General features: G+C 72.2%; 16 protein-coding genes and 1 pseudogene. 11 read left to right on the plus strand and 6 right to left on the minus strand.

Going from position 1 to position 24,137, the window contains the following annotated elements; translation table 11 throughout:
- Window positions 1-111: 111 nt before the first annotated feature.
- On the minus strand, window positions 112-438 hold the full coding sequence (gene fdxA, locus AB0N02_RS45720) for a ferredoxin (protein ID WP_363961156.1): 327 nt from the start codon (window positions 436-438) through the stop codon (window positions 112-114).
- Window positions 439-628: 190 nt separating this feature from the next.
- On the opposite strand from fdxA, the gene AB0N02_RS45725 reads away from it, so the two are divergent.
- From AB0N02_RS45725 to cysS, 7 genes are all read left to right on the plus strand, one after another.
- Complete coding sequence (locus AB0N02_RS45725; RefSeq protein ID WP_363961158.1) at window positions 629-784, plus strand: hypothetical protein; 156 nt, start codon at window positions 629-631, stop codon at window positions 782-784.
- A 147-nt stretch (window positions 785-931) separates the two neighbouring features.
- Complete coding sequence (locus AB0N02_RS45730) at window positions 932-2,011, plus strand: extracellular solute-binding protein (RefSeq protein ID WP_363961160.1); 1,080 nt, start codon at window positions 932-934, stop codon at window positions 2,009-2,011.
- Window positions 2,012-2,345: 334 nt separating this feature from the next.
- Window positions 2,346-3,098, plus strand: coding sequence for a methyltransferase domain-containing protein (locus AB0N02_RS45735; RefSeq protein WP_363961162.1), 753 nt, complete (start codon window positions 2,346-2,348; stop codon window positions 3,096-3,098).
- A gap of 111 nt (window positions 3,099-3,209) precedes the next feature.
- The gene (locus tag AB0N02_RS45740) at window positions 3,210-5,744 is read left to right on the plus strand and encodes a hypothetical protein (protein WP_363961164.1); all 2,535 of its coding nucleotides are present in this window, start codon (window positions 3,210-3,212) and stop codon (window positions 5,742-5,744) included.
- A 3-nt stretch (window positions 5,745-5,747) separates the two neighbouring features.
- Window positions 5,748-7,805, plus strand: coding sequence for a UvrD-helicase domain-containing protein (locus AB0N02_RS45745; protein WP_363961166.1), 2,058 nt, complete (start codon window positions 5,748-5,750; stop codon window positions 7,803-7,805).
- A 49-nt stretch (window positions 7,806-7,854) separates the two neighbouring features.
- On the plus strand, window positions 7,855-9,702 hold the full coding sequence (locus AB0N02_RS45750) for a sigma factor-like helix-turn-helix DNA-binding protein (protein WP_363961168.1): 1,848 nt from the start codon (window positions 7,855-7,857) through the stop codon (window positions 9,700-9,702).
- Window positions 9,703-9,745: 43 nt separating this feature from the next.
- On the plus strand, window positions 9,746-11,131 hold the full coding sequence (gene cysS, locus AB0N02_RS45755) for a cysteine--tRNA ligase (RefSeq protein WP_363961170.1): 1,386 nt from the start codon (window positions 9,746-9,748) through the stop codon (window positions 11,129-11,131).
- Between the two features lie 57 nt (window positions 11,132-11,188).
- Here cysS and AB0N02_RS45760 read toward each other — a convergent pair whose 3' ends face one another.
- Window positions 11,189-12,190 carry an iron chelate uptake ABC transporter family permease subunit gene (locus AB0N02_RS45760; protein WP_363961172.1) on the minus strand — a complete coding sequence of 334 codons (1,002 nt, stop codon included), beginning with the start codon at window positions 12,188-12,190 and terminating at the stop codon, window positions 11,189-11,191.
- Complete coding sequence (locus AB0N02_RS45765; RefSeq protein ID WP_363961174.1) at window positions 12,187-13,173, minus strand: iron chelate uptake ABC transporter family permease subunit; 987 nt, start codon at window positions 13,171-13,173, stop codon at window positions 12,187-12,189. Before AB0N02_RS45765 ends, AB0N02_RS45760 begins: the two co-directional genes overlap by 4 nt.
- A gap of 84 nt (window positions 13,174-13,257) precedes the next feature.
- On the opposite strand from AB0N02_RS45765, the gene fepB reads away from it, so the two are divergent.
- Complete coding sequence (gene fepB / locus AB0N02_RS45770; protein ID WP_363961176.1) at window positions 13,258-14,274, plus strand: Fe2+-enterobactin ABC transporter substrate-binding protein; 1,017 nt, start codon at window positions 13,258-13,260, stop codon at window positions 14,272-14,274.
- Window positions 14,275-14,451: 177 nt separating this feature from the next.
- Window positions 14,452-14,928: a GNAT family N-acetyltransferase gene (locus AB0N02_RS45775; protein ID WP_363961178.1), complete on the plus strand. Its 477-nt coding sequence runs from the start codon at window positions 14,452-14,454 to the stop codon at window positions 14,926-14,928.
- Between the two features lie 867 nt (window positions 14,929-15,795).
- Here the strand turns inward: AB0N02_RS45775 and AB0N02_RS45780 are convergent.
- Window positions 15,796-16,317 (minus strand): annotated as a pseudogene (locus tag AB0N02_RS45780) (glycosyltransferase family 39 protein); the annotation flags it as partial.
- Window positions 16,318-16,677: 360 nt separating this feature from the next.
- Between AB0N02_RS45780 and AB0N02_RS45785 the strand changes: the two are divergent.
- Window positions 16,678-19,398, plus strand: a complete 2,721-nt coding sequence (locus tag AB0N02_RS45785) for a penicillin acylase family protein (RefSeq protein WP_363961180.1) — start codon at window positions 16,678-16,680, stop codon at window positions 19,396-19,398.
- Window positions 19,399-19,543: 145 nt separating this feature from the next.
- Here the strand turns inward: AB0N02_RS45785 and AB0N02_RS45790 are convergent, their stop codons facing one another.
- Both AB0N02_RS45790 and AB0N02_RS45795 read right to left on the minus strand, forming a co-directional pair.
- A complete protein-coding gene (locus AB0N02_RS45790) occupies window positions 19,544-20,641 on the minus strand; it encodes an MBL fold metallo-hydrolase (protein ID WP_363961182.1) in 1,098 nt (365 codons plus the stop codon).
- Window positions 20,642-20,703: 62 nt separating this feature from the next.
- Complete coding sequence (locus tag AB0N02_RS45795) at window positions 20,704-21,129, minus strand: hypothetical protein (RefSeq protein ID WP_363961184.1); 426 nt, start codon at window positions 21,127-21,129, stop codon at window positions 20,704-20,706.
- 808 nt (window positions 21,130-21,937) lie between these two features.
- Between AB0N02_RS45795 and AB0N02_RS45800 the strand changes: the two genes are divergently transcribed.
- On the plus strand, window positions 21,938-24,109 hold the full coding sequence (locus tag AB0N02_RS45800) for a WecB/TagA/CpsF family glycosyltransferase (RefSeq protein WP_363961186.1): 2,172 nt from the start codon (window positions 21,938-21,940) through the stop codon (window positions 24,107-24,109).
- The last annotated feature ends 28 nt before the right edge of the window (window positions 24,110-24,137 follow it).

The following is a 24,137-nucleotide window of genomic DNA, read 5'->3' on the forward strand; positions in this document are numbered from 1 at the left end:
CCGCTCTACTCCCCCCCCGCGGCCCTCGGGTGGCGGGGGGGGGGGGGGGTGTGTTTTTTGGGGGGGGGGGGGGGGCGCGGGCCCCCCCCCCCCCCCGCCCATGCGTACTCGTCAGTGCTCTTCGGCCTGCGGGGGCAGGGCCGCGACGACCGGGTGGTCCTTCTGGATCTTTCCGACCTTGGACGCGCCGCCGGGCGAGCCAAGGTCGTCGAAGAACTCCACGTTCGCCTTGTAGAAGTCCTTCCACTGCTCGGGAAGGTCATCCTCGTAGAAGATCGCCTCAACGGGACAGACGGGTTCGCATGCGCCGCAGTCCACGCACTCGTCGGGGTGGATGTAGAGCATGCGCTCGCCCTCGTAGATGCAATCGACGGGGCACTCCTCGATGCACGCCTTGTCCAAGACGTCCACGCAAGGCTGCGCGATGACGTAGGTCACCTCGGGCTCCTTCTTTTTTACGCACCTAGGCACGACTTCGACCGCGGGTTGCTACGCCCTAGTATTGCCGTGCCCGCCAGATGTCTGAAACGGGAGGGGGCAAAAGACGATGATCCGTGGCTTCGGCGCCGCCCTTCAAATCACCTTAACCCCATCTGACGTGGGAAAAAGGGTAACCACCCGACGAAGTGTGCCGGGCGGTTTCCGCGACGCCGTGGGAGAGCTGGAGTTCTGGCGCGACGGCGTCCTCGGGGTGCGCAAGCGCGACGGCACCCTGGTCGAGATCTCCCAGGACACCCTCGTGGCGGCGAAGGTCGTGCCGGCCGGACCGCCCCGCCGGGCGTAGACCGGACCGCGGGGCACGGGCCGCCCCCCGGATGTGAGCCGGACCGCGGGGCAGGCCGTTTCGCCGGAATCTCCGGGACGTAAGCCGTTCCCCAAAAAAGGCCGCGCCTCCTCGACCCACCCCTCCGTCACGGCGAGTATTCGCCCCGTGACCGTACGCATCAGCGCCGCCGCCGCCATGATCCTCACCGCCACGATCGCCGGGTGCAGCGACCCGGCCCCGAAGAACGAGCAACGGCTCCCGCCGGTCAATCCGCAGGCCGCCTCCCTGCAGGAGGGGTTCTCGACGCTGGACCGCCTGATCGAGGCCGCCAAGCGGGAGGGTTCGCTCACCGTCATCGGGCTGCCGCGCGACTGGGTGAACTACGGCGAGATCATCGACTCCTTCTCCGACGAGTACGGAATCAAGGTCAACCAGGTCGAGCCCGCCGCCAGCAGCCAGCGGGAGATCGAGGCGGCGGCGCAGCTGAAGCCCGACGTGTTCGACCTGAGCCTGGAGGTCGCGGTGGCCAACGCCCCCATGTTCGCCCCGTACCGGGTGCAGCAGTGGCAGGACATCCCCGATCACCTCAAGGACTACGGCGGGCGCTGGTACGCCGGGTACGGCGGCTACATGTCCATCGGCTACGACCCCCGCAAGGTCGCGGCTCCCGCCTCCTACGCCGACCTGCTCAAGCCGGGCTACAGCGTCTCGCTGCCCGGCGACCCCCGGCAGACCTCGGCGGCCTTCAACGGGGTGATGGCGGCCTCGCTCAGCGGCGGCAAGGCCGAGGCGGCCAGGGGGGTGGAGTTCTTCGGCCGCCTGAAGAAGGCGGGCAACCTCGCGGCGACGGAGCGGACGGCCTCGGTCGTCGTCGACTGGGACTACCACAACGCCGAGCGGGCGGCCCACGAGGCGAACGGCGGCCAGCCGGGCTGGAAGGTCGCGATCCCCGGCGACAGCGTGCTCAGCGCCTACTACGTGCAGGCCGTCAGCAAGAGCGCCCCGCACCCGGCCGCCGCCCGCCTGTGGCAGGAGTTCCTGTTCTCCGACCGGGGCCAGAACCTCTTCATCAAGGGCTACGCCAGGCCGGTCAGGATGGAGGCCCTGGAGATGCGCGGCACCCTGGACAAGGAACTCGCCGCCAGGCTTCCCGTGACGAACGCCAAGCCGGTGATCCTGACGATTCCGGAAACCGACACGGCCAAGACCTATCTCAAGCGGGAGTGGGCTTTGAAGGTCCGTTAATCCCCCGAAAGGCCGCACCGGACCGCCGGGCGGAGTCCGCGGACGCGCGGCCTCCCGGGCGGCTCGCGCGCACGCGCGGCAGGCTGGACGGGGGCCCGCCGCCGATTTCGCCGCCGCGGACCCCGGACCGACCGTTCCGGGCGTTTTCCGGGGCCGGTACGGCCGGGCCCGCCCCGGACGGAGGCGAGCCTTGAAGATCTGTTAAGCCTGAGGCTGATGAGACTGATATGTCGGGACATCTTCGAGGCTCTAAAGTGTCTGGAGAGGACCGATAAGAGGCCGTGGCGTCTCGGAATGTGAGCTGATCGTCTTGCGATACGACACCCCGAGCCAGATGAGGTGGAACGCTCGCGCCTACGACAGCAGCTTCGGTTACGTCTCCGCGCACGGGGCTCCCCTGGTCGACCTGCTCGACCCCCAGCCGGGAGAGCGGGTCGTGGACCTCGGCTGCGGCACGGGCATGCTGGCCGCCGAGATCAGCTCACGGGGCGCCCGCGTCCTGGGGATCGACGGATCCCCGGCGATGATCGAGAAGGCTCTGGCGCTGCATCCGGGGCTGGAGTTCATCGTGGGCGACGGCCGCGACTTCACGGTGGCCCAGCCGTACGACGCCGTCTTCTCCAACGCGGCGCTGCACTGGATGGGCCGCGAGCCGGACGCGGTGATCTCCAGCGTACGGGAGGCGCTGGTCCCCGGCGGGCGGTTCGTGGCCGAGATGGGCGGCGCGGGCAACTGCGCCGCGCTGACGGCGGCGCTGTCGACCGCGTGGCGGGAGCACGGGCTCCGTGAGCCCGATCTGCCGTGGTACTTCCCCAGTCCTGCCGAATACGCCACACGCCTGGAGCAAGGCGGCTTCACGGTACGCCTGCTGGAATACTTCGACCGGCCGACCCCGCTCGACGAGTGCCCCGGCGGAGCGGCGGACTGGGTGCGGATGTTCGCCGGTTCCCTGCTCCAGGGAGTGCCCGCTGACCTCGTCGAATCACTGCTCCGCCGGGTGAACGAGCTTGCCGCGCCCGCCCTCCGGCGGGAGACCGGCTGGATGGCCGACTACGTGCGGCTCCGGTTCGCGGCCGTACGCCGCTGACCAGACCCGATGCGCTGGGGCGATTTGCCAGACTATGGTCTGTTCCATGAGTCTCGTTCCCCGGCGACGTGGAGGGACTCGGGCGGCTTGAGGGGCTGGTGAAGGGAACGGATGAACTTCTGTCTGAGTGACCTCGTGCCGCCGCTACGCTGGAGCGACGCGGCCACGATCCCACTCCTGCGCGACCAGCCCGGGCTGCCGGACGCCTGGTGGCGCAGCCTGCCGCTGGTCCGGGTGCTCACCGTGCTCGGCCCCGAACGGCTGGCCGAGATCCTCACGACGACGGCCCTGGAGCAGTGGCCCGCCGCCGCCGTCGGCGACGTGCTGCCCGCGCTGTACGTCCTGGATCCCGACGAGGCCGACGAGCCCCACATCTCCATCGCGCTCGACCGTGCGGGCTCCTGGTCCGGCCTGCTCGCCCTCACCGGCCGCGAGCTGTACGACCAGCCCTTCATCAAGCCCGTCCCGGTGCTGAACACGCTGTTCACCGCGGTCTTCAACCGCATGGCCCACCCCGCTCCCGGCGCGTCCCGTCCCGCCGCGCCGGAACTCCCTCCGGCCGGAGGGGCCGTGGAATCCGAGAACGGGGCAAAGAGCGCGAAGAGCACGGACGGCGCACACGGCGCGGACGACGCGGAGAGCGCGGGCGGCGCGGATGCCCCAGATCTCTCAAACGTGCCAAAAGTCTCGGACATGCGGAAAGTCGCGGACACGCCGGACGGCTCGGAGGCTCCGGAGACCTCGGAACCGGAGCCCCAGGAGACCCCTGAGGCCTCGGAGGCGGGGGTCTCGGACACCCCGGAGGCGGGAGCCCCGGAGACCTCGGAGCCGGAGGCTCCGTCCGTCCCGCGCGCCGAGGCCGTAGCGGCCGGAGCCGGGCCCGAGGCCGTCCCCGGCCCCGATCCCGTGCCGTCCGAGCCCGCGGGCCCCGAAGCGGCGGCTCAGGAGCCCGTGACCCCCTCCACGCCCGCGCGGGAGACCGCCTCCCCGGAAGCCTCCTCCGTGGAAGCCGCCTCCGTGGAAGCGGCCTCCCGGGAGGAAGACGGTCCGCGCGAGGACGGCCCGGAGGAGGACGGTCCGGCACCCGGGGTGTCCGAGTCCGCCGACGCCGAACCGGTCGCACCCGAGGCCGCCTCGCCCTCGCCCGGAACCTCCCCTTCCGAGACCGAGGCCCCCGAAGCCGAGCCCCCCGCTCCCAAGACCGCCGCTCCCAAGACCCCTGCTCCCAAGACCCCTGCTCCCCAGGCTCCCGCTCGCAAGGCCCCCGCTCGCAAGGCCGCCTCGCCCGAGACCGTCGCTCCGGAACCGGACGCGGTGCCGGTGAACGCCGTGCCGGCGGACGCGAAGGAGCCGAAGGCGGCGGGCGCGGCTCCGGGCGACGGCAAGCCCCTGCGCTCGGGCCGGAACCTCCACACGCTGCTGGACGGCGCCTTCGCCGACCTGGACGACAAGAGCTGGGCCGTCGCGCAGAACAGGGTGTTCAGCGACACCCCCGCGGCCGTCGAGGCGCTCTCGAAGCTCTTCGCCGTGCAGCCCGAGGTCATCGACCGCGTGGAGGCCGAGCTGCGTCACCGGCTGGAGGAGTGGCTCGCCTCCGACAAGGCCGCGCCGTACCGCAGGCATCTGGCCGAGATCAGGCGGGTCCTCGGCAAGGCCGCGCCCAAGGCGCGCCTGATCGGGGCGGCCCCGTGGCACTCCCGCGAGCTCCGCTCCCTGGACGTGCCCGCCTGGCAGTTCGTGCTGGCCACCCTCCCCGGCTACCAACTGGCCGACGAGTGGCTGGTCGAGGGCGACATCGTCGAACTGCGGCACCGCACCCGCGACGTGATCAGCGGCGCCAAGCCTCCCCTGACCATGACCCGGGCCCTGGAGCTGGTCGCCTCGCTCGGCGTCCACCCCGAGGTGGCCAAGGAGTGGCTGGAGAGCGTCCCCCAGCTCCGCATCCTCGGCGGCGGCCAGCGGCCCGCCCAGCGCGGCGACGGCACGGCGAACGCGGGCGACGGAGCCGCGTCACCGGGCCCGCCGGGCTCCTCGGGGCCACCGGGCCCCTCGGGACCGCCGGGCCGGCGGGACGAGGCACCGGGCGCCGCGGGCGGGGAGCGGGAGCCGGAACCGGCGGGAGCCCCCTTTCGCCCCCTGAAGGACGTCTCGCTGACCCGGCGCTGCTTCCGGCAGCCGGACGGCCGCTGGTGGCTCAGGATCGACGTCACCGCCGAGCACATCCAGGGCGCGGAGTATCCGCTGCCCAGCGGGTTCGCCGCCTACCTCGGCATGTCCCCGGGGAGCGGGCGCAGGGTGCGCAGCGCGGTGGGCGAGCTGGGCCTGAGCTGGCAGGAGCGTCCCGTCCTCGAATCGCTGAAAACGCTGCTGGAGGACGCGGGCGCCAAACAGGGAAGTCACCTGTTCCTGACGCTGTCCGACGAGGGGGTACTGCGGGCCAGGCACCTGCCCGCGGCGGGGAAGGAGGTCGAGCCGATCGCTCGAGCGTTGCGGTTGGTCGGTTACACCGCCCCCGGGGGAACCCCCGAGCAGGCGGCACGGGTCATCGCCACCCGGGTCGGCATGACAGGACCGGTGGGACTGCCAGACCTTCTCGCCCGGCTGAGAGAACGCGGGGACCGCGACCTGCTGTCCCTGCTGGCCTAGCCCATGCCCCGGCTCGCGATCTCCCCGGAGTTCCCGGCGGAACTCGGCGCCCTGGCCCAGCCGGTGCGCCGGGACGTCGTGCTCGCGGTGCGCCGCTTCATGCAGAACACGGCGGGCGCGCCGCACCCCGAACGCGTCAGGGGGGCCAGGGACTCCCGGATGGCCACGCTCAGGCTCGCCGAGGGGCACCGGGGCGTCGTGGTCAGGCAGCGGGACGTCTACTGGCTGCTGACCGTCCTGCCGGACGCCGAGGCGTGGGCCTACGCGCGGCGCTACGGCTTCACCGTCAACACCGTGCTGGGCGTGGTCGAGACGTGGGACGCCGAGACGCTGGAGCGGGTGGAGCCCTCGGTGCGCAGGGCGGCCGACTCCTCGTCCGCGCGGCTGTTCGCCGAGACGTGCGACAGCGACCTGGCCGAGCTGGGCATCGACCACGGGTTGCTGCGGCTCGTCCGGCAGATCACCGACGAGCTGATCCTTGAGGCGCTGGAGCCCATGCTGCCCGCGACGCAGTACGCGCCGCTGGCCGCGCTGGCCAGGGGCGAGTCGGTCGCCGGGGCCTGGCGGGAGCTGGAGGCGTGCCGCGCGACCGCCCCCGCCACCGGCCCGATCGACCCGGAGGACCTCTTCGCGGCGCTCCTGCGCAGCCCGGACCGCGCGATCTTCGTCGGCAGCCCGCGCGAGCTGAACCACGTGCTCGAGATGCCCGACTGGTGCGTGTTCCTGCATCCGGCGCAGCACCGCCTGTCCCGCTGGAGCTCCTACGAGCAGCCGGTGCTGGTGACCGGTGGCGCGGGGACCGGCAAAACCCTCGTCGCCCTGCACCGGTCCGCCTTCCTGGCCAGGCGCGGCAGCGGCCGGATCCTGCTCGTCACCTTCTCCCAGGGGCTGAGCAGGACCCTGGCAGCCGGCCTGGACCTGCTGATCGAGGACGAGGTGACGCGCGCCCGGGTCGAGGTCGGCAACGTGGACCGGCTGGCCCACCGCGTCATCGCCGAGGCCGAGGGACGGGCCCCCGCGCTGGCCGGGGGCGCCGAGCTGGCCGCGCTCTGGCGGGAGACGGACAACGACCACAGCCCCGCCTTCCTGCTGCGCGAGTGGGAGCAGGTGGTGCTGGCGCAGAACCTGCGGACCCTGGACGAGTATCTCGCCGCCCCGCGCGCCGGCCGCGGCGTCGACCTCTCCCCGGCCGAGCGGACCGCCGTCTGGCGGGCCGTCGAGCACGTCACGGGACGGCTGCGCGAGCGCGGCAAGCGCACCCTGCTCCAGCTGGCCGCGGAGGCCTCCGAGCTGCTCGGCCGGACGACCGGCGACCTGCTCGACGAGGGGGGGCCGAGGCGGGAGCCGTACCGGCACATCGTGGTCGACGAGGCTCAGGACATGCACCCCGCGCAGTGGCGGCTGCTGCGCGCGGCGGTCCCGCACGGCAGCGACGACCTGTTCATCGTGGGCGACCCGCACCAGCGCATCTTCGACACGCGGGTGACGCTCGCCTCCGTCGGAATCGACGCGATCCGTCACCGTCTCCAGGTGTCGTACCGGCTTCCGCAGGAGATCCTCTCCTGGGGGGTACGGCTGCGCGGAGGCGGCCCCGCGGACGGTCTGGTCGACGGAGTTCAGGATCTATACGGCTTCCGCGCAACACGACACGGTTCCCGCCCGATGGTGCGAGCCTACGATTCACCGGAGGAAGAACTGACCGGTCTGGTCGCACAAGTGGGACAGTGGATCCAGGAAGGCGTACCGCCCCGGGAGATCGGGGTGGCCGCCAGGACGGCGGGCCTCGTTCGCGACGCCCGTGCCGCCCTGCGCGAGCTGGGGGTGAAGGTGACGACGTTGCACGGCATGAAGGGCCTGGAGTTCCGGCGGGTCGCCGTGATCGGTGTGGCCGACGGGATCGTGCCCGCCCCCGACTCCCTCACCCCCGCCGGCGAGGATCCCACCGCGCGGGCGCACGACCTCCAGCGGGAGCGCGGCCTGCTCTATGTGGCCTGCACCCGGGCCAAGGAGCTTCTTTACGTATCTCACTCCGGACGAGCCAGCCCCTTCCTTCCCACCTGACGACATACTCTGAACTGCGGATATATTCCCCTTTGCCGGTTGGACCTCAATGAACCTCAGCCTGAGCGACATCGCGCCACCCCTGCGCTGGACCTCCCCCGGCCAGGTCGCGCCGATCGCAACCGACCCCCGTCTCCCCGAGGCGTGGTGGCAGGCGCTTCCGCTCGACCGGGCCTGCTCAACCATCGGGACCTCCGAGGTCGCCGGACGTCTGGCCGACCTCGCCCTGACCTGCTGGGGACACCTGATGCTCGGCGACGTGCTGCCCCTGCTCAGGTTCGCCGACCCGGCTTCGAGCGTCAGGACGCCCGAGGGGCTGGGCCGCGAGACGGTGCACAAGTTGTTCACCGGGGTGCTGGAACGCCTCCTCGAACCCGTCACCGAGGAGAGCGTCGCCCAGGTGCGGCCCTCCCGGCCCGACCGGCCGCTGCCCGAGCTGATCGACGAGGTCTTCGCGACCCTGGACGACCGGCAGCGGGCGATCGCCAGGGACCGCCTGTACGCCTCGCAGCGTGCCACGCTCGACGACCTGGCGCAGCGCTTCTCCGTGACCAGGGAGCGCATCCGGCAGATCGAGCGTGACCTGCGCGACCACGTCGAGGCCTGGCTGGCGGGCGACGACGCGGCCCCGCTGGTCGCCCACGTGTCGTGGCTGCGCGGCCGTCTCGGCTCCGCCGTGCCCGCCGACGACCTGGCGGCCGCGGTGCCCTGGCACCGCAGCGACCTGGCCACGCTGGGCATCCCGGCCTGGCGGTTCGTGCGGACCCTGCTGACCGGTTACGACCAGGTGGACGGCTGGCTCGTCGCGGGCGGCGCCGACGAGCTGCGGGAGAAGACCCGGCAGCTGTTCACCGACGGCCCGCGTCCCCTGGAGGAGGCCGTCACCCTGGTCAGCCAGCTGGGCATCCGCGAGGACGTGGCCGAGCGGTGGCTCATCGCCGTGCCCCAGCTGCGGGTGCTGGAGGGCCACGTGGTGCCGTGGCCGCGCAGCGTCAACGACAAGGCCGAGGCCGTGCTCGCGGTGGCGGGCAGCGCGCTGACGCCCGAGGAGATCCAGGAGCGCATCGGCGAGGACTACAGCCTGGTCGGCATCCGCAACCAGCTCACCGCCGACGACCGCTTCCTGCGGCTCGACCGCAACAAGTACGGCCTGGCCCGCTGGGGCGGCGAGCAGTACCTCGGCATCCGAGAGATGATCGTCCGCGAGATCGAACGGGCCAACGGCGAGGCCTCGGTCAACACCATCGTCTCGAACCTGACCTCGCGCTACGACGTGAGCGAGAGCTCGGTCCGCGCCTACGCCGGCGGCCCCGGCTTCGAGCGCACCCAGCGCGGCTGGATCCGGGTCGCGGGCACCGAGCAGCCCGACTACCAGCCGCGCAGGGACGTCTCGGCGACCCGCCGCTGCTTCCGCAGCCGCGACGGGCGCTGGTGGCACCGGGTCGACGTCAACGCCGAGCACCTGCGCGGATCGGGGTCGCCGCTGCCGACGGGCTTCGCCGCCCACCTGGGCATGGCCCCCGGCGGCCAGCTGACCGCCTCGACCCCGTCGGGCGACGTGGTGATCAGCTGGCACAACCAGCCGACCATGGGGTCCATCCGGCCCGTCCTCGTCGCCGCGAACGCGGCGGAGGGCGACCACGTCTTCCTGACGGTCTCCGACGGCGGCGAGCTGCTGACCCGCTACCTGCCCGCCGCCGCGCCCGGTCTGCCCGCGCTGAACCGGGCCCTGCACCTGATCGGCTACACCGCCCCCGTCGCCTCGGAGGCCGAGGGCGTCCGGCTCATCGGCGCCCGCATCGGCCTGCCGGACGGCGTGAACCGCGACGACATCCTCGGCCGTCTGCGCGACAGGGGCGACCGCGACATCCTCGTCTTCCTGGAGGGACCGGCCTGACGAGGACCTTCCTGGGGGCGCCGCCCGGCAATAGGCTCAAGACATGCTGAGGCTGTATGACACGCGGCGCCGCCAGGTCGAGCCGGTCGTCCCGCAGGGCGCCAGGTCGATGCGGATGTACACCTGCGGGCCGACGGTCTACCGCCACGCGCACGTGGGCAACCTCCGCTCCTACCTGCTGGCCGACCTGATCAGGAGGGTCTCCGAGCGGCACAGGGTCCGGGTCGTCGCCTGCCGGAACATCACCGACGTCGGGCACCTGACCGACGACGCCGAGAGCGACCCCGGCGGCGAGGACAAGGTCCTGGCCCAGGCCAGGGCCGAGGGACGGACCGGCCTGGAGATCGCCCGGTTCTACGAGGAGGCGTTCAGGGCCGACACGGCCACGCTGAACATACGGCCGCCCGAGCACTCCCCCAGGGCCTCCGAGACGATCGACCTCATGATCGAGATGATCGCCAAGCTGATCGAGAAGGGCCACGCCTACGCCACCCCCGACGGGTCGGTCTTCTTCGACGCCACCTCCTTCCCGACCTACGGCGAGATCTCCGGCAACCGCCTCGACCGGCTGAAGCCGGGCCACCGCTCCGAGGGCGTCGACCCGCGCAAGCGCCTCCACGCCGACTGGGCGCTGTGGAAGCCCGCCGACCGCGAGCTGACCTGGGAGGCCCCGTGGGGGCGGGGTTTCCCCGGCTGGCACATCGAGTGCTCCGCCATGTCGCTGCGCTTCCTCGGCGAGCGCGTCGACCTGCACACCGGCGGGATCGACCTGCGCTTCCCGCACCACGAGAACGAGCGCGCCCAGTCGGACGCGGCCGCCGGGCACGAGGTGGTCGACCACTGGGTGCACGGCGAGCACCTGCTGTTCGACGGGCGCAAGATGGCCAAGTCCACCGGCAACGTGGTCCTGCTCGACGACGTGGCGGCGGCGGGCCTCGATCCGCTGGCCGTACGGCTGGCCCTGCTGGAGCACCGCCACCGCCAGCAGATGAACCTGACCTGGGACACCCTGCGGGCCGCAGACAGGACCCTGGCCCGCTGGCGCTCCCGGGTCGCCGAGTGGTCGGAGTCGCCGAGCCGTCCGATGCCCGCCGAGCGGGTCGCCGGGATCGAGGCCGCCTTCGACGACGACCTCGACACCCCGCTGGCCCTGCGCCTGCTGCGGGAGCTCGAACGCGACGACTCGATCGCGCCCGGCGCCCGGCTGGAGGCGTTCCTGCACCTGGACCAGATCCTCGGCCTGGACCTGCCGATCGACATCGGCAGGTCCCCGAGCCTTCCGCCCGGCGCGGGCGAGCTGCTCGAACAGCGGCTGCGGGCGCGCGCGGCCGGCGACTGGGCCGCCTCGGACCGGCTGCGCGAGGAGCTGACCGGGCTCGGCGTGCGGGTCGCCGACACCCCCGACGGCCAGACCTGGTCAAGACACTAACCCACCCCCCGGCACGACAACCGATCCCGGCCCCGGTGAACGTTTGCGGTCGTGGCGTCAGCGGCGCCTGGAGAGCAGGTAGGCCAGGTAGCATCCGCCGATCGCGGCCGTCATCACGCCGACGGGCACCTGCCCGGAGCCCGGCACCCGCTGCGCCGCGACGTCGGCGGCCAGCAACAGCGCCCCGCCCATGAGCGCCGAGGTGACCAGGCCGGAGCCGGTCGTGCGGGTCAGCCGCCTGGCCAGCTGCGGCGCGGTCAGCGCGACGAACTCCAGCGGCCCGACCGCCGCGGTCGCGGTGGCGCACAGCCCGACCGCCGCGAGCATCAGCGTCAGCCGGGTCCGCTCGGCCGGCACGCCCAGCCCTCCCGCGACGTCGTCGCCCATCTCCAGCAGCGACATCCGGGGCCCGAGCGCCAGGACCGGCGGCAGGAGCACCGCCAGCGCGACGGCCACCATCCCCACGTGCTCCCAGCCGCGCCCGTTGAGGCTGCCGAACAGCCAGGCGTTCGCCCGCTGCGCGGCCGTCACCTCGGCCCTGGTGATCAGGAAGGAGTTGACCGAGTAGAGCATCGCGCTGACCCCGATGCCGATCAGGACCATCCGCTGGCCCTGAACTCCCCGCCGGTAGGCCAGCAGGTAGACCAGGCCCGCCGCGGCGACGCCGCCGCCGACCGCCGACCCGGCCAGCAGCGCGGGCCCGCCGCCGATCACCAGGATCTGCACGATCGCGCCCGTCGCCGCGCCGGTGGTGAACCCGATGACGTCGGGGCTGCCGAGGGGGTTGCGCGACAGGCTCTGGAAGACCGCGCCGCTCACCCCGAGCGCCGCGCCGACCAGCAGCGCGATGACCACGCGCGGCACCCGCAGCGTCATGACGACGAACTCGGCCGCGGCGTCGCCCCGGCCCAGCAGGGTCGCGACGACCTCGGCGGGGGTCAGCGGAACGTCGCCGACGCCGATGGCGTAGACCGACAGCAGCGCGGTGACGGCGGCCAGCCCGGCACCGGCGATCAGGGGCCTGGCCGTACGCCCGGCGCGACGGCTCCGCCCGCTCACAGCTGCGCGATCCTCGTCCGGCGGACGACCGCGATCAGGACGGGCGCCCCGACGAACGCGGTGACCAGCCCGACCTCCAGCTCCCCCGGACTGGCCACGACGCGGGCCAGCACGTCGGCGGCCAGCAATACCACCGCGGCCGCCAGCATCGAGTACGGCATGAGCCAGCGCTGGTCGGGCCCGGTGAAGACCCGGACGACGTGGGGCACGGCCAGGCCGACGAAGGCGATCGGCCCGACCGAGGCGGTCGCCGCGCCGGACAGCAGCACGACGGCGACCGCGCCGAGCGCCCTGGTGAGCCCGACCCTGGAGCCGAGCGCCCTGGCGGCGTCGTCCCCGAGGGCCATCGCGTTCAGCGGACCGGCCAGCACCAGGGCCAGCACGATCCCCGCGGCCAGGAAGGGCAGCAGGTCGGTCAGCACCTTCAGGTCACGCCCGGCGAGGGAGCCGACCGCCCAGAACCTGAAGGTGTCGAAGGCACGGAGGTCGATCATCATGACGCCGGAGACGAAGGCCCCGAGTGCCGCGCTGATCGCGGTGCCCGCCAGGGCCAGCCGTACCGGGGTCGCTCCCCCGCGTCCGCGCGAGCCCAGCGCGTAGACCAGCACCGCCGCCGCGAGGGCTCCGGCGAAGGCGAACCAGACGTAGGCCGTGGGCCTGGTGACGCCGAGGAAGGCGATGGCGGAGACCACGGCGGCCGAGGCGCCCGCGTTGACGCCGAGCAGTCCCGGGTCGCCGAGGGGGTTTCTGGTGAGCGCCTGGACCAGTGCCCCGGCCAGGCCGAGCGCGGCGCCGACGCCGAGGCCGAGCAGGGTGCGCGGCAGGCGCAGCTCGTTCACCACGACCGCCTGCTCCGAGGTGCCGCCGTGCCACAGCGCGTCCCAGACGACGTCGAAGGGGATGGACTGCGCGCCGACGGCCAGGCTCGCCAGGACGGCCGCGGCCAGCGCGGCCAGCACGACGACCAGTCCTTTGACTTTCATGGGAGGACCATATTAGGTAAACCTTGCCTTAGTAAATTAAGGTTAGCCTAACCTTTGCTCTTGATCTTCTCCGAAGGAGCCCTCGTGCGCGCCATATCCGGACTCGTCGCGGCTTTCTGCCTCGCCGCGCTCACCGCCTGCGGCTCGGGGGCCGCATCACAGGAAGCGTCACAGGAGGCGTCACCGGCGGCGTCACCGGCGGCGTCGCGGGAAGGGGCCGCGCAGGAGCAGACCCGCGTGGTCCAGCACGACGCGGGGAGTTCGACCGTGCCCGCCTCCCCCAAGCGCATCGTGTCCGTGAGCGTCACGCTCACCGGTCACCTGCTCGCCCTCGACGCCCCGGTCGTCGCCTCCCAGGCCACGCCTCCCTCGCCGATCGTGGACGGCAACGGCTTCTTCACCCAGTGGGCGGACGTCGCCGTCAAGCGCGGCGTACAGGTGGCCTACCAGGGGTTCGAACCCGCCCTTGAGAAGGTCGCGGCGCTGAAGCCCGACCTGATCGTCGGCTCGGGATCGGGCGCCGACGACTCCTCCAAGGTGTACGACCAGCTCAGCAAGATCGCCCCGACCCTGATCTACCGCTACGACCAGCTCTCCTGGCAGGAACTCACCGCCAAGCTCGGGACCGCGCTCGGCCTGGACGCGAGCAAGGTGGTCGGCACCTACGACGCCCGCGTCGCCGAGGTGAAGGCGAAGATCAAGCCGCCCGCCCAGGAGGCCGTCCTGCTGCGGGTCAACCCGACCGAGATCCCCATCTTCACCCCCGTCTCCGCCCAGGGCAGGCTGCTGGCCTCGCTCGGCCTGAAGGTGCGCGAGCTGCCCGCGGGCATGGAGGGCGGAGCGGTTCAGGACGAGGGCGGCGCGCGCAGCGACATCGTCCCGATCGCCACCGAGAACATCACCAGGGCGATCGGTGACGGCTCGCTGTTCTTCGTCAGCCACGAACCGGCCGAGATCGAGGCCACGCAGGCCAAGCCGCTGTGGAAGGACCTGCCCGCGGTGAAGGACAAGCGGGTCTACGACCTGGGACTGGACTCCTTCCGCCTCGACTACTTCAGCGCGACCAACATCGTCGACCGCCTGGAGAAGCAGTTCGCCTGACCACCCTCCCCTACGCCCCGTGCGCGCCGCCCCTCCGGAACGCACGGGGCGTAAAGGACGTCCGGGGCGCGCGGGACGTCGCGGACGAGCCCGGCGGGCCCGCGCGGAACATCCCGTCCACGCGGGTCACGGCGTGGATCATGATTAATGTCGGTGACGACCGATAGCGTCCCGATCATGAGTGAGATCGGCATTGTCGTACGGCCGGCCACGGCGGCCGACCTGGACGGAGTCGTGGCGTGCAGCGCCGCGCTGTTCGTCGAGGACGCCGGGACCCGCGATCCCGCCGTCAACGTGAACTGGCCGCGTGAGCACGGCCCGGCCCGGTTCGCCGAGGCGCTGAACGACCCCGACCGCCTGGTGATGGTCGCCGACGACGGCGGCCGGATCGTCGGCCACCTGACCGGCTCGCTGTCAGGCCCGACCCCGATGCGGCCGGTCACCGTGGCGACGCTCGGCAGCATGTACGTGCAGCCCGCCTACCGCGGGCAGAAGATCGGCAGCAGGCTGGCCGCGGAGTTCAGGACGTGGGCGGCCGGCCACGGCGCGCAGTACGCCGGGGTGACGGCCTACGCCGGAAACGAGGCCGCGATCCGCTTCTACCAGCGCAACGGCTTCGCCATGCACTCGGTGGTCCTGGAAACGGTCCTTTGACGCGTTCCTCGCTCCGGGCCGGAAGTCCGTCCCGGTCCCGGCGACGGCGGGCGTCCCGGCCCTGGTGAAGAGGGTGAGACGGACGCGGCCGACCACCCGGGCGGCCTCCCGGTGGAAAAGGGGATCGGCCAGCAGCGCCCGGCAGCGCGCGTCCTTCCGCCAGCGGCGTCCCGGCGGCCCGGAGACCATCCAGATCCGCCGGAAGCGGTCGGCGACCGCGCGGAACTGCGCCGCCGTGCGCGGCTCGAAATGTCCGGGGGCGAAGGTCAGGTCGTCGAGCGCGTCGTACGGCCCGCCGTACACCCCGACGAAGAGGCGATAGCGGTGCGGGACGAAGAGCACCGCGTCCCCCGGCCGCTCCGCCCCGGCCAGCGAGGCCGCGACGGCGCGCAGGTCGTCGGGACGGCTCGCGGGCAGGCGGAGCCGCAGCTGCGCGGGCAGCGTGAGCGCCGCCAGGAGTGCCACCAGGAGGGCCACCGTGAGCACCGGCGCCAGACGGGCCCGCCACGCCCGCACGACGGGGATCCCGCCGGGCGGTCCGGTGAACGCCGCGCCCGCCAGCAGGGCGAGCGCCGGCAGGCAGAACAGCAGGTAGCGGGGGTTGTAGATCGGGTGGACCTGCGAGATCGCGAACGACAGGGCCGGGGGGAGCACCGCCCACGGCACGGCCACCGCGGCGAGCGGCCGGGCCCGCCGTACCGCGACCGCCGTGCCGACGGCGACGAGCACCGCCAGCAGGGCCACCGCCCGCCAGGTGCCGCCGATCTCGTGGACGAGGGCGACCAGGTCGCGGGACCCCGGTGGCCGCAGCCACGCGACCTGCCGGCTCTGCCCTGCCGCGACGACCGCCAGGGGCGCGACCAGCGCGGCGGCGGCCGTCACGGCGGCCGCCCAGCGCGGCAGCTCGCGGCGGTCGCGCACGAGCACGGTGACCGCGTGGGCGGCCACCAGGAGCAGGGCGTACAGGTGGAGCCAGCCGAACAGGGCCAGGGCCGCGGAATAACCGGCGTAACGGGTGTAACGGGTGTAACGGGCGCGCCCCGGCGGGCTGCGCCGTTCCAGGGCGTCGAGCAGCGCCCAGGTCGCCAGGACGGCGACGGCCCCGACGATCGCGTAGCTCCGGGCCTCCTGGGCGTACCTGCTCACCATCGGCAGCACGGCGTAGACCAGGCCGGCGACCAGACCCGCCCGTCGCGAGGCCAGCCGCCCGCCGATCATCACGACCCCGTACGCCGTGGCGGCCGTCGCGAGCACGGACGGCAGGCGCAGGGCCACCTCGCCCGTCCCCACGGCCGCGAAGGGGCGCAGCAGCAGGTAGTAGAGCCCGTGCACGGCGTCGACCGCGCCGAGCAGCCGCCACAGGTCGGCGAGCGGCATCCCGGCCGCCATACCGCTGACCGACTCGTCGCGCCAGAACGACGGCACGCCGACGGCCCACAGGCCGACCGCGCCCGCGAGAAGCGCCACCAGGACAGGGAGGATCCGCTCACCGCGCCCACGCACGTCTCCGGAGCCTAGGACCACCGCCGTCAGCGGAGCGTCAAACCTCCGATGGTGAATCCGGTTGTCGGCGTCTTTTCGCGAACAGTCCGGTTCGCGTTTCCCACCACGTCACACCTCGCCGTATCGTGTGCCGTCGCGTCACGTCAGGAGTGGATCGGGAAGCGGCGTCCCAGCGTGCGGGGGCTGCCAGACTTGTTCGAGCACACCGTGCAGGAGGTGTTTGTGAAGTTCCGGCCGTATGCCTGGATGCCCCGACCGCTCGTCTGGCCCGCGCGGGTGTTGACCATCCTCGTGGCGTTCACGCTGGCAATGGCCGGGGCCGGCGTATGGGCGGTACGCGCCTCCTTCCCCCAGCTCTCGGGCGAGCTCAAGGCGGAAGGCCTCACCGGAAAAGTCACGGTATATCGCGACAAAACAGGCATCCCGCACATCTACGCGGACTCCCCGGAGGACCTGTTCCTCGCCCAGGGCTACGTGCACGCCCAGGACCGCTTCTTCGAGATGGACTTCCGCCGCCACGTGACCGCGGGACGGCTGTCGGAGATGTTCGGCCCGGCGACCCTCGCCGAGGACAAGGTCGTACGGACCCTCGGCTGGCGGAAGGTCGCCGAGCAGGAGCTGCCGATGCTCTCCGAGCAGACCCGGCGCTACCTCGACGCCTACGCCAAGGGCGTGAACTCCTGGATGGGACAGCACCGGGGCTCCGTCGGCAAGAGCCTGGAGTACGCGGTGCTCCGGGTCGCCAACCCCGGCTACGAGCCCGAACCGTGGACCCCGGTCGACTCCGTCTCCTGGCTCAAGGCCATGGCCTGGGACCTGCGCTCCAACATGGCGGAGGAGATCGGCCGGGCGCTCGCGGCGAGCAAGCTGCCGCGCGACCGGGTCGAACAGCTCTGGCCCGGCTACCCCTTCGCCTCCCACCGGCCCATCGTCACGCGGGGATCGGTGACCGACCACGGGTTCGACCAGGCGGTGGAACCGCACGGGAGCCTCCCGCGGGGGGACGCCACCGCCGACACCACAGCCGACACCACAGCCGACACCGGCACCGGCGCCGACACCGGGCAGGCCGGGAACACCCGCGCGGGCGGGTCCGCGGACCCCCGGGCGGCTGGGACCGCGGACCCCGGGACGGGCGGGACCGCGGATCCCGGGGCGGGCGGAGCCGGGGACGCCGGCACAGGCGGGGCCGGGGGCACCACGACCGCCGCGCTGACCCGGGCCGCCGAGGCCGTACAGGCGGTGCCGAGCCTGATGGGCGACCCCAAGGGCGGTGGAGGCATCGGCTCGAACTCCTGGGTCGTCGGCGGGCGGCACACCACGTCGGGCAAGCCGCTGCTGGTCAACGACCCGCACCTGTCGGCGAGCATGCCCTCGGTCTGGTACCAGGCCGGCCTGCACTGCCGTACCAAGAGCGCCCAGTGCCCGTTCGACGTGACCGGGTTCACCTTCTCCGGAATGCCCGGCGTGATCATCGGCCACAACGACCGGATCTCCTGGGGCTTCACCAACCTGGGCCCCGACGTCTCCGACCTGTATCTCGAGAAGGTGCGGGACGACTCCTACCTGTTCATGGGCGAGTGGAAGCCGCTCACGACCAGGGTCGAGACGATCGACGTGGCGGGCGGCGACCCGGTCCTGCTCAGGGTCCGCGACACCATCCACGGGCCGATCATCTCCGACGTCATGGGGGAGGCGAAGGACGCGATCTCCGGCGCGGCCACGATCTTCAACGAACAGGCGGACGCGGTCGCGCTCAAGTGGACGGCGCTGGAACCCGGCAGGACCGCCGACGCGATCTTCGCCATCGACGCCGCGCAGGACTGGCAGGGCTTCCGGAAGGCGGCCGCCTCGTTCGAGGTGCCGTCGCAGAACCTGATCTACGCCGACGTCGACGGCAACATCGGCTACCAGGCACCGGGCCGGATCCCGGTACGGACCAGGGGCGACGGCACCTTGCCGGTGCCCGGCTGGACCGGTGAGTACTCCTGGCAGTCGACCGTCCCCTTCGACGAGCTGCCCAGCCTCTACAACCCGCCGGAGGGCTACATCGTGACCGCCAACAACGCGGTCATCGACCCCGAGCGCTACCCGCACATGCTGACCAAGGACTGGTCGTACGGCTACCGCTCCCAGCGCATCCTGGACCGCCTCGCGGAGGAGCTGAAGAAGGGCAAGGTGGACGCCGCGACCATGAGCGCGATGCAGCAGGACACCCGCAACGGCTTCGCCGAGTTCCTGGTGCCCGAACTGATGGCGACGAACGTGGCGGGCGGCGCCGCGCGGGCCCGCGAGCTGCTGCGCGGCTGGGACGGCTCCCAGGGGCCGGAGTCGGGTGCGGCGATGTACTTCAACGCCGTCTGGCGGCACCTGCTCATCGAGACCTTCAACGACGACCTGCCCGAGGGGGCTCGGCCGACCGGCGGCGACCGGTGGTTCGAGGTGGTCAGGGTCATGCTCGAACGGGCCGACGACCCGTTCTGGGACGACACGCGGACGCCGCGGCGGGAGACCCGCGAGGACATGCTGCGGCGCGCCATGGCCGCCGCCTACGACGAGTTGGCCGACCGCCTCGGCCCGGACGTCAAGTCGTGGCGCTGGGGCGACCTGCACACGCTCGAACTCACCAACCAGACGCTCGGCTCCTCGGGGAACGCCCTGGCGGAGTGGCTGTTCAACCGGGGTCCCCTCCCGGTGGCCGGTAACGACGACGCGGTCAACGCCGCGGGCTGGGACGTCCAGGAGGGCTACTCGGTCGGCTGGCTGCCGTCCATGCGGATGATCGTCGACCTGTCGGACCTGGACGCGTCCCGGTGGATCAACCTGACCGGCGCCTCGGGGCACGCCTTCCACGACAACTACTGGGACCAGGCGCCGCTGTGGGCGAGCGGGCGGACCACGCCCATGCTCGCCCGCGAGGAGTCCGTCAGAAAGGCCGCGACCCACACCCTGACCCTCGTCCCCTGACCGTCCCCGGCGGGCCCCCGCCACGTGACCGCCCCGGGGCATGGGGTGGCGGCACGGGAGGCCCTCCAGTCGTCGGGCGGGGCCGTGAACCGCGAACCGCCCGGTTTCGGCCGGGCATCCCGGTCCTTTCGAGGCCGGGAGGATGTCAGAGCGGGAGGGAGCGGGACTCGCCGACGGCGAGGTCCCACAGGTCGCCCCGGTCGCGGCCCGCCTCGGCCCAGGCCTCGCGGGCCTGCTCGACCGGGGCCAGCAGCGGCTCGCCGGACAGCAGGAACGTGCCCCAGTGCATGGTCGCCATCCGCCGTGCGCCGACGTCCTCGCACGCCTGTACGGCCTGCGCCGGATCGACGTGCGAGGCCTTCATGAACCAGCGGGGTTCGAACGCCCCCACCGGCATCAGGGCCAGGTCGATGCCGGACGGGTAGCGCCTGCCGATCTGGGCGAAGCGCTCGCCGTACCCGCTGTCCCCGGCGAAGTAGATCGTCTGCCGGGAGGATCTGATCACCCAGCCGCCCCACAGCGTCTTGCAGGTGTCGCCGAGCGAGCGGCGGCTCCAGTGGTGGGCGGGCACGAAGTCGAAGGAGACGTCACCGATCGCGGCGCTCTCCCACCAGTCGAGCTCGGTGACGTCGGTGAACCGCCGCCGGGTGAACCAGGGTTTCAGCCTGGCCGGGACGAAGACGGGGGTGTCCCTGGGCAGGCGCCGCACGGTCGACGCGTCCAGGTGGTCGTAGTGGTTGTGGCTGATCACCACGGCGTCGATCCGGGGCAGGTCCGTCCACGCGACGCCGGGCGGGGTGAGCCTCGGCCGGGCCCCGGGGATCTTCTTCGCCCAGATCGGGTCGGTGAGGATCGTCAGCCCGCCGATCTGCAGGACGTAGGTGGAGTGTCCCACCCAGGTGACCACGGTCTCGGTCGCCGACGCCCGGGGCAGTCCGCTGCGCCGCACCGGGATCTGGTCCGCGTCTCCGACGTCGGGCCTGAGGCCGCCGTGCCACACCGCCGCGACCAGTTCCTGGAACGCGGGGAGCGGGGAGGTCATCCGGTCTCTGAAGGTACGGGGCCACGACCGGCCGGGCGCTTCCGGCGTGACCACGGGCCGCGTCGTGACCACCGGCCGGGTCGTGACCACCGGCCGGGTCGTGACCGCGGGCCGGGTCGTGACCGCGGGCCGGGGCTCGGGATCGGGCGGAGGGGCGACTCCGGGCTGGGGTGTGATCTCGGGCTGGATCGTCTGCGACATGGGTGACCCCCTGGTAACCATCGGTCCGGGCGATGATCCCTATTTGAGGTCATTCATTCCCTTTAAGATGACTTCGACCGAAACCACCAGGGCGATTTACGGGTATAGTTCCCGTCTTCCAGGTTCGCGAGGCGCTCGAAAACGTTCCACGACGCGAGATCCCCGCAAATCACCACAGAAACGGCGGCCGCCACCACGTAGAGCGGGAGCATCGGCAGGCCCGCGCAGGCCATGTACTGGGAGGCGTGCCTGCCCTCGTGTCTCAGCAGGTCCTCGCCGAGACTCCCCTCCTCCCGCCTGGTCAGCACCACGTTCCCGACGGTGAACGCCCCGGCGATCGGGAACGGGATGCGGTAGCCGTACGCCAGGATCAGCCCGTCGGGACCCGGTGCCCTCGTGGCCCGGCCCAGGCGCACCACCAGCAGCCCCAGCGGGGTGGACAGGTTCACGTAGTTGAGCGTTCTCCGCACCCGGTGGAAGCGCCGCATACGGGAATTGTGCGCCGTCCGGCCGCGCGAGGCCAGCTCGACGGCGAAAGAGCCTTCGGTATCGGACGGACAAAATGGCCACGAATTTTCAAGAAAACTAATCATATTTAGGTAACCGACCGAAACACCGTGCTGATCAAATTACGTGACACACACCAAATGCACACGTAGCGTTTATATTGCAGCCGATTGAAGTGTTCTGGCGGTTTATGTCGGGCGGTGGGCACATGGCGACCCTGGTGTTCTCCCCCGGCACGCGGCGACGGCCCCGGTACGGCGACGCCCGCCGCGTTCGCGGTCCTCCCGGCACGCCCCCTCCCCACCGCTCACCGCTCAGCACTCCCCGCGCCCGGCCGGATCGGCCGCGGACGCGGCGTTCTCCCGCCGATCAGGCGGACCGCGCCGGGATTCCGGCCGGAGAGGCGGCGAGACCGCGACTCCGGCCTCTCCGGTGGCGGACACCGGCCCGATCGGCCAGTGCCTGACAGCCGTATGAGAGCCCCAGGAGGAATGAACCAGTGGGTGAAGGTCTCAGCGTTGGGAACCACCGGCCTCCGCCGCCGGAAAGCGTAGCGGGCACCCCCGCCCGTCACGCGCCGATCTCCCCGCTCCCCGCCGTTCTCGGCCACCGTGAAGACCTCGTTCCCGACCCCCCGGAGAACAGCCGGGAGCCCCACCCGGAAATCCCCCCGGAAAAACACCCCGGAAACCACCCCGGAAACCGCTTCGAAACCCCGTTCAAAGCCCGCGAGGGCACCCGGGGACCGCTGTTATCCACCGGCCCCCGCTCACGTCCGGTGCGCACCGGGTGAGGCCCTTCGACTTCACGAGGCGGCGCCGCGCGGCCGAACCCCCCGCTCCCGCCCGATCCCCCCACCCCATCGGCCGTCCCACCGACGGAAGCGGTCCCTCCCGCCTGCGGGTCGGCGCCGTCGAGGTCATGGCGATCAGCGAGGACGAGGTCCTCGATCACGTGTCGAGCGCGTGGCGCCTGCGGCGCGGCGGCTCGATCGTCACCGCCAACGTGGACATCATCCGCGCCGCCACCTTCGACCCCGCCCTGGCGGACCTGATCACGCGCTCCGAGCTCGTCGTCGCCGACGGCATGCCGGTGGTGTGGGCGGGAAGACTCGCCGGGACGCCGCTGCCCGGCAGGGTGACCGGCTCCTCGCTCGTCTACTCCCTCACCGCGCGCGCGGCCCGCGAGAACCGGTCCGTCTTCCTGCTCGGCGGGGCCCCGGGAGTGCCGGAGGCCGCCGCGCGGGCTCTGGCCGACCGCCATCCGGGGCTGCGGGTCGCCGGCGCGTGCTCGCCGCCCTACGGGTTCGACGCCACGGCCGAAGGCATGCGACGGCTGGTCGGCCTGGTGACCGCCGCCGCGCCGGACCTCGTCCTCGTCGGACTGGGCTTTCCCAAACAGGAGCGCACCATCCGCGCGCTGCGCGCCGAGCTGCCGGACGCCTGGTACATCGGCTGCGGGGCCGGGATCCCGATGGCCGCCGGCCAGTTCAGCCGCGCGCCGGAGCCGATGCAGCGGATCGGCGCGGAATGGCTGTACCGGCTGGCCCAGGAACCGCGCCGCCTGGCCCGCCGCTACCTGCGAGACGACCTCCTGTTCGCCGTCGTGATGCTCGCCGGCGCCCTGCGCAGCCGCCTGAAGGCCGGGCGGTACCTCCGAGGGCATCCCCTCCCCCCAGCACGTTCCTCGAACGGAGACGCATTCGACATGACCGTTCCAGCTCGGCCCCGGCCCACCGGGACGGTGACGGCGCCCGTCCGGGCGGCGTCACCGGACGGGCCCGTCCCCCCGGCGGACTACGTGTGCTTCTCGGCCCAGGACTGGTGGTACCACAACCAGGCGCACTCGGACTTCCAGCTCATGCGGTCGGTCGCCGTCCACCGCAGGGTCCTGGTGGTCAACAGCATCGGGCTGCGCATGCCGACGCCCGGCAACTCGACCCAGGTACTGCGGCGCATCGGGCGCAAGCTGCGCAGCGTCGCGATGCTGGTGCGGCGGCCACTGCGGGAGCTGCCGAACTTCTACGTGATGTCCCCGTTGCCGCTGCCGCTGTACGGCTCGCCCCTGGCCCGGCGGCTGAACGCGGCGCTGGTCAGGGCGCAGGTGCTGGCCGTGTCCCGGGCGCTCGGCCTGCGCCGTCCTGTGATCATGGTGACGCTCCCCACCGCGTGGGACGCGGTCAGGCCGATGCGCAGGCGGGCGCTGGTGTTCAACCGTTCCGACCTGCACTCGGAGTTCCCCGAGTCCGACGGTCAGGTCATCGCGACGATGGAGCGCGACCTCCTGCGGCGCTCCGACCACGTGATCTACGTGAGCAACTCGCTGATGGACGACGAGCGCGACCTCACCGGGCCGCGGGCGTACTTCCTCGACCACGGCGTGGACACCGACCACTTCCGGCCCCGGCCCGTGGACCGGCAGCCCGAGGACCTGCGCCGGATCCCCGGGCCGCGGGTGGGTTTCTTCGGCGCGCTGGACGACTACTTCGTGGACTTCGACCTGCTCGAACGGATCGCCGTCGAACTGCCCGGCGTCTCGCTGGTACTGATCGGCAACGCCAACGTCCCCATGGGACGCCTCACCAGGCACCCCAACGTCCACTGGCTCGGTCACCGGCCCTACGAGGAGATCCCGGCCTACGGGTCGGGCTTCGACGTAGCGATCATGCCCCGGCCGGACATCCCCTGGATCAGGTACTCCAACCCCATCAAGCTCAAGGAGTATCTCGCGCTCGGCCTGCCGGTGGTCACCAGTGACTCCCACGAGATACGCAACTACGCCGACCGGGTGAGGATCGCCTCCGATCCGGACGACTTCGTGGCGGCCGTCCGCACGACGCTCCGCGAAGGCGGGCTGCGGCCGGCCGAGGAGCTGCGGGAGTCGGTGCTCGACGCCTCATGGTCCTCACGGGCCGCCCAGCTGATGACCCTCGCCGAGACACCACCGCGACACCGAGCCTGACACGGCCCGACCGGGTGCGACCGGCCCT

It is taken from the genome of Streptosporangium sp. NPDC051022, from assembly GCF_040683035.1.
Lineage (GTDB): Bacteria > Actinomycetota > Actinomycetes > Streptosporangiales > Streptosporangiaceae > Streptosporangium.

Coding starts and splice junctions, on each gene's coding strand:
- AB0N02_RS45735 (WP_363961162.1), top strand. CDS start 2,346: ATGAGGTGGAACGCTCGCGCCTACGACAGCAGCTTCGGTTACGTCTCC.
- AB0N02_RS45740 (WP_363961164.1), top strand. CDS start 3,210: ATGAACTTCTGTCTGAGTGACCTCGTGCCGCCGCTACGCTGGAGCGAC.
- AB0N02_RS45745 (WP_363961166.1), top strand. CDS start 5,748: ATGCCCCGGCTCGCGATCTCCCCGGAGTTCCCGGCGGAACTCGGCGCC.
- AB0N02_RS45750 (WP_363961168.1), top strand. CDS start 7,855: ATGAACCTCAGCCTGAGCGACATCGCGCCACCCCTGCGCTGGACCTCC.
- cysS (WP_363961170.1), top strand. CDS start 9,746: ATGCTGAGGCTGTATGACACGCGGCGCCGCCAGGTCGAGCCGGTCGTC.
- AB0N02_RS45765 (WP_363961174.1), bottom strand. CDS start 13,173: ATGAAAGTCAAAGGACTGGTCGTCGTGCTGGCCGCGCTGGCCGCGGCC.
- AB0N02_RS45775 (WP_363961178.1), top strand. CDS start 14,452: ATGAGTGAGATCGGCATTGTCGTACGGCCGGCCACGGCGGCCGACCTG.
- AB0N02_RS45785 (WP_363961180.1), top strand. CDS start 16,678: ATGCCCCGACCGCTCGTCTGGCCCGCGCGGGTGTTGACCATCCTCGTG.
- AB0N02_RS45790 (WP_363961182.1), bottom strand. CDS start 20,641: ATGTCGCAGACGATCCAGCCCGAGATCACACCCCAGCCCGGAGTCGCC.
- AB0N02_RS45795 (WP_363961184.1), bottom strand. CDS start 21,129: ATGCGGCGCTTCCACCGGGTGCGGAGAACGCTCAACTACGTGAACCTG.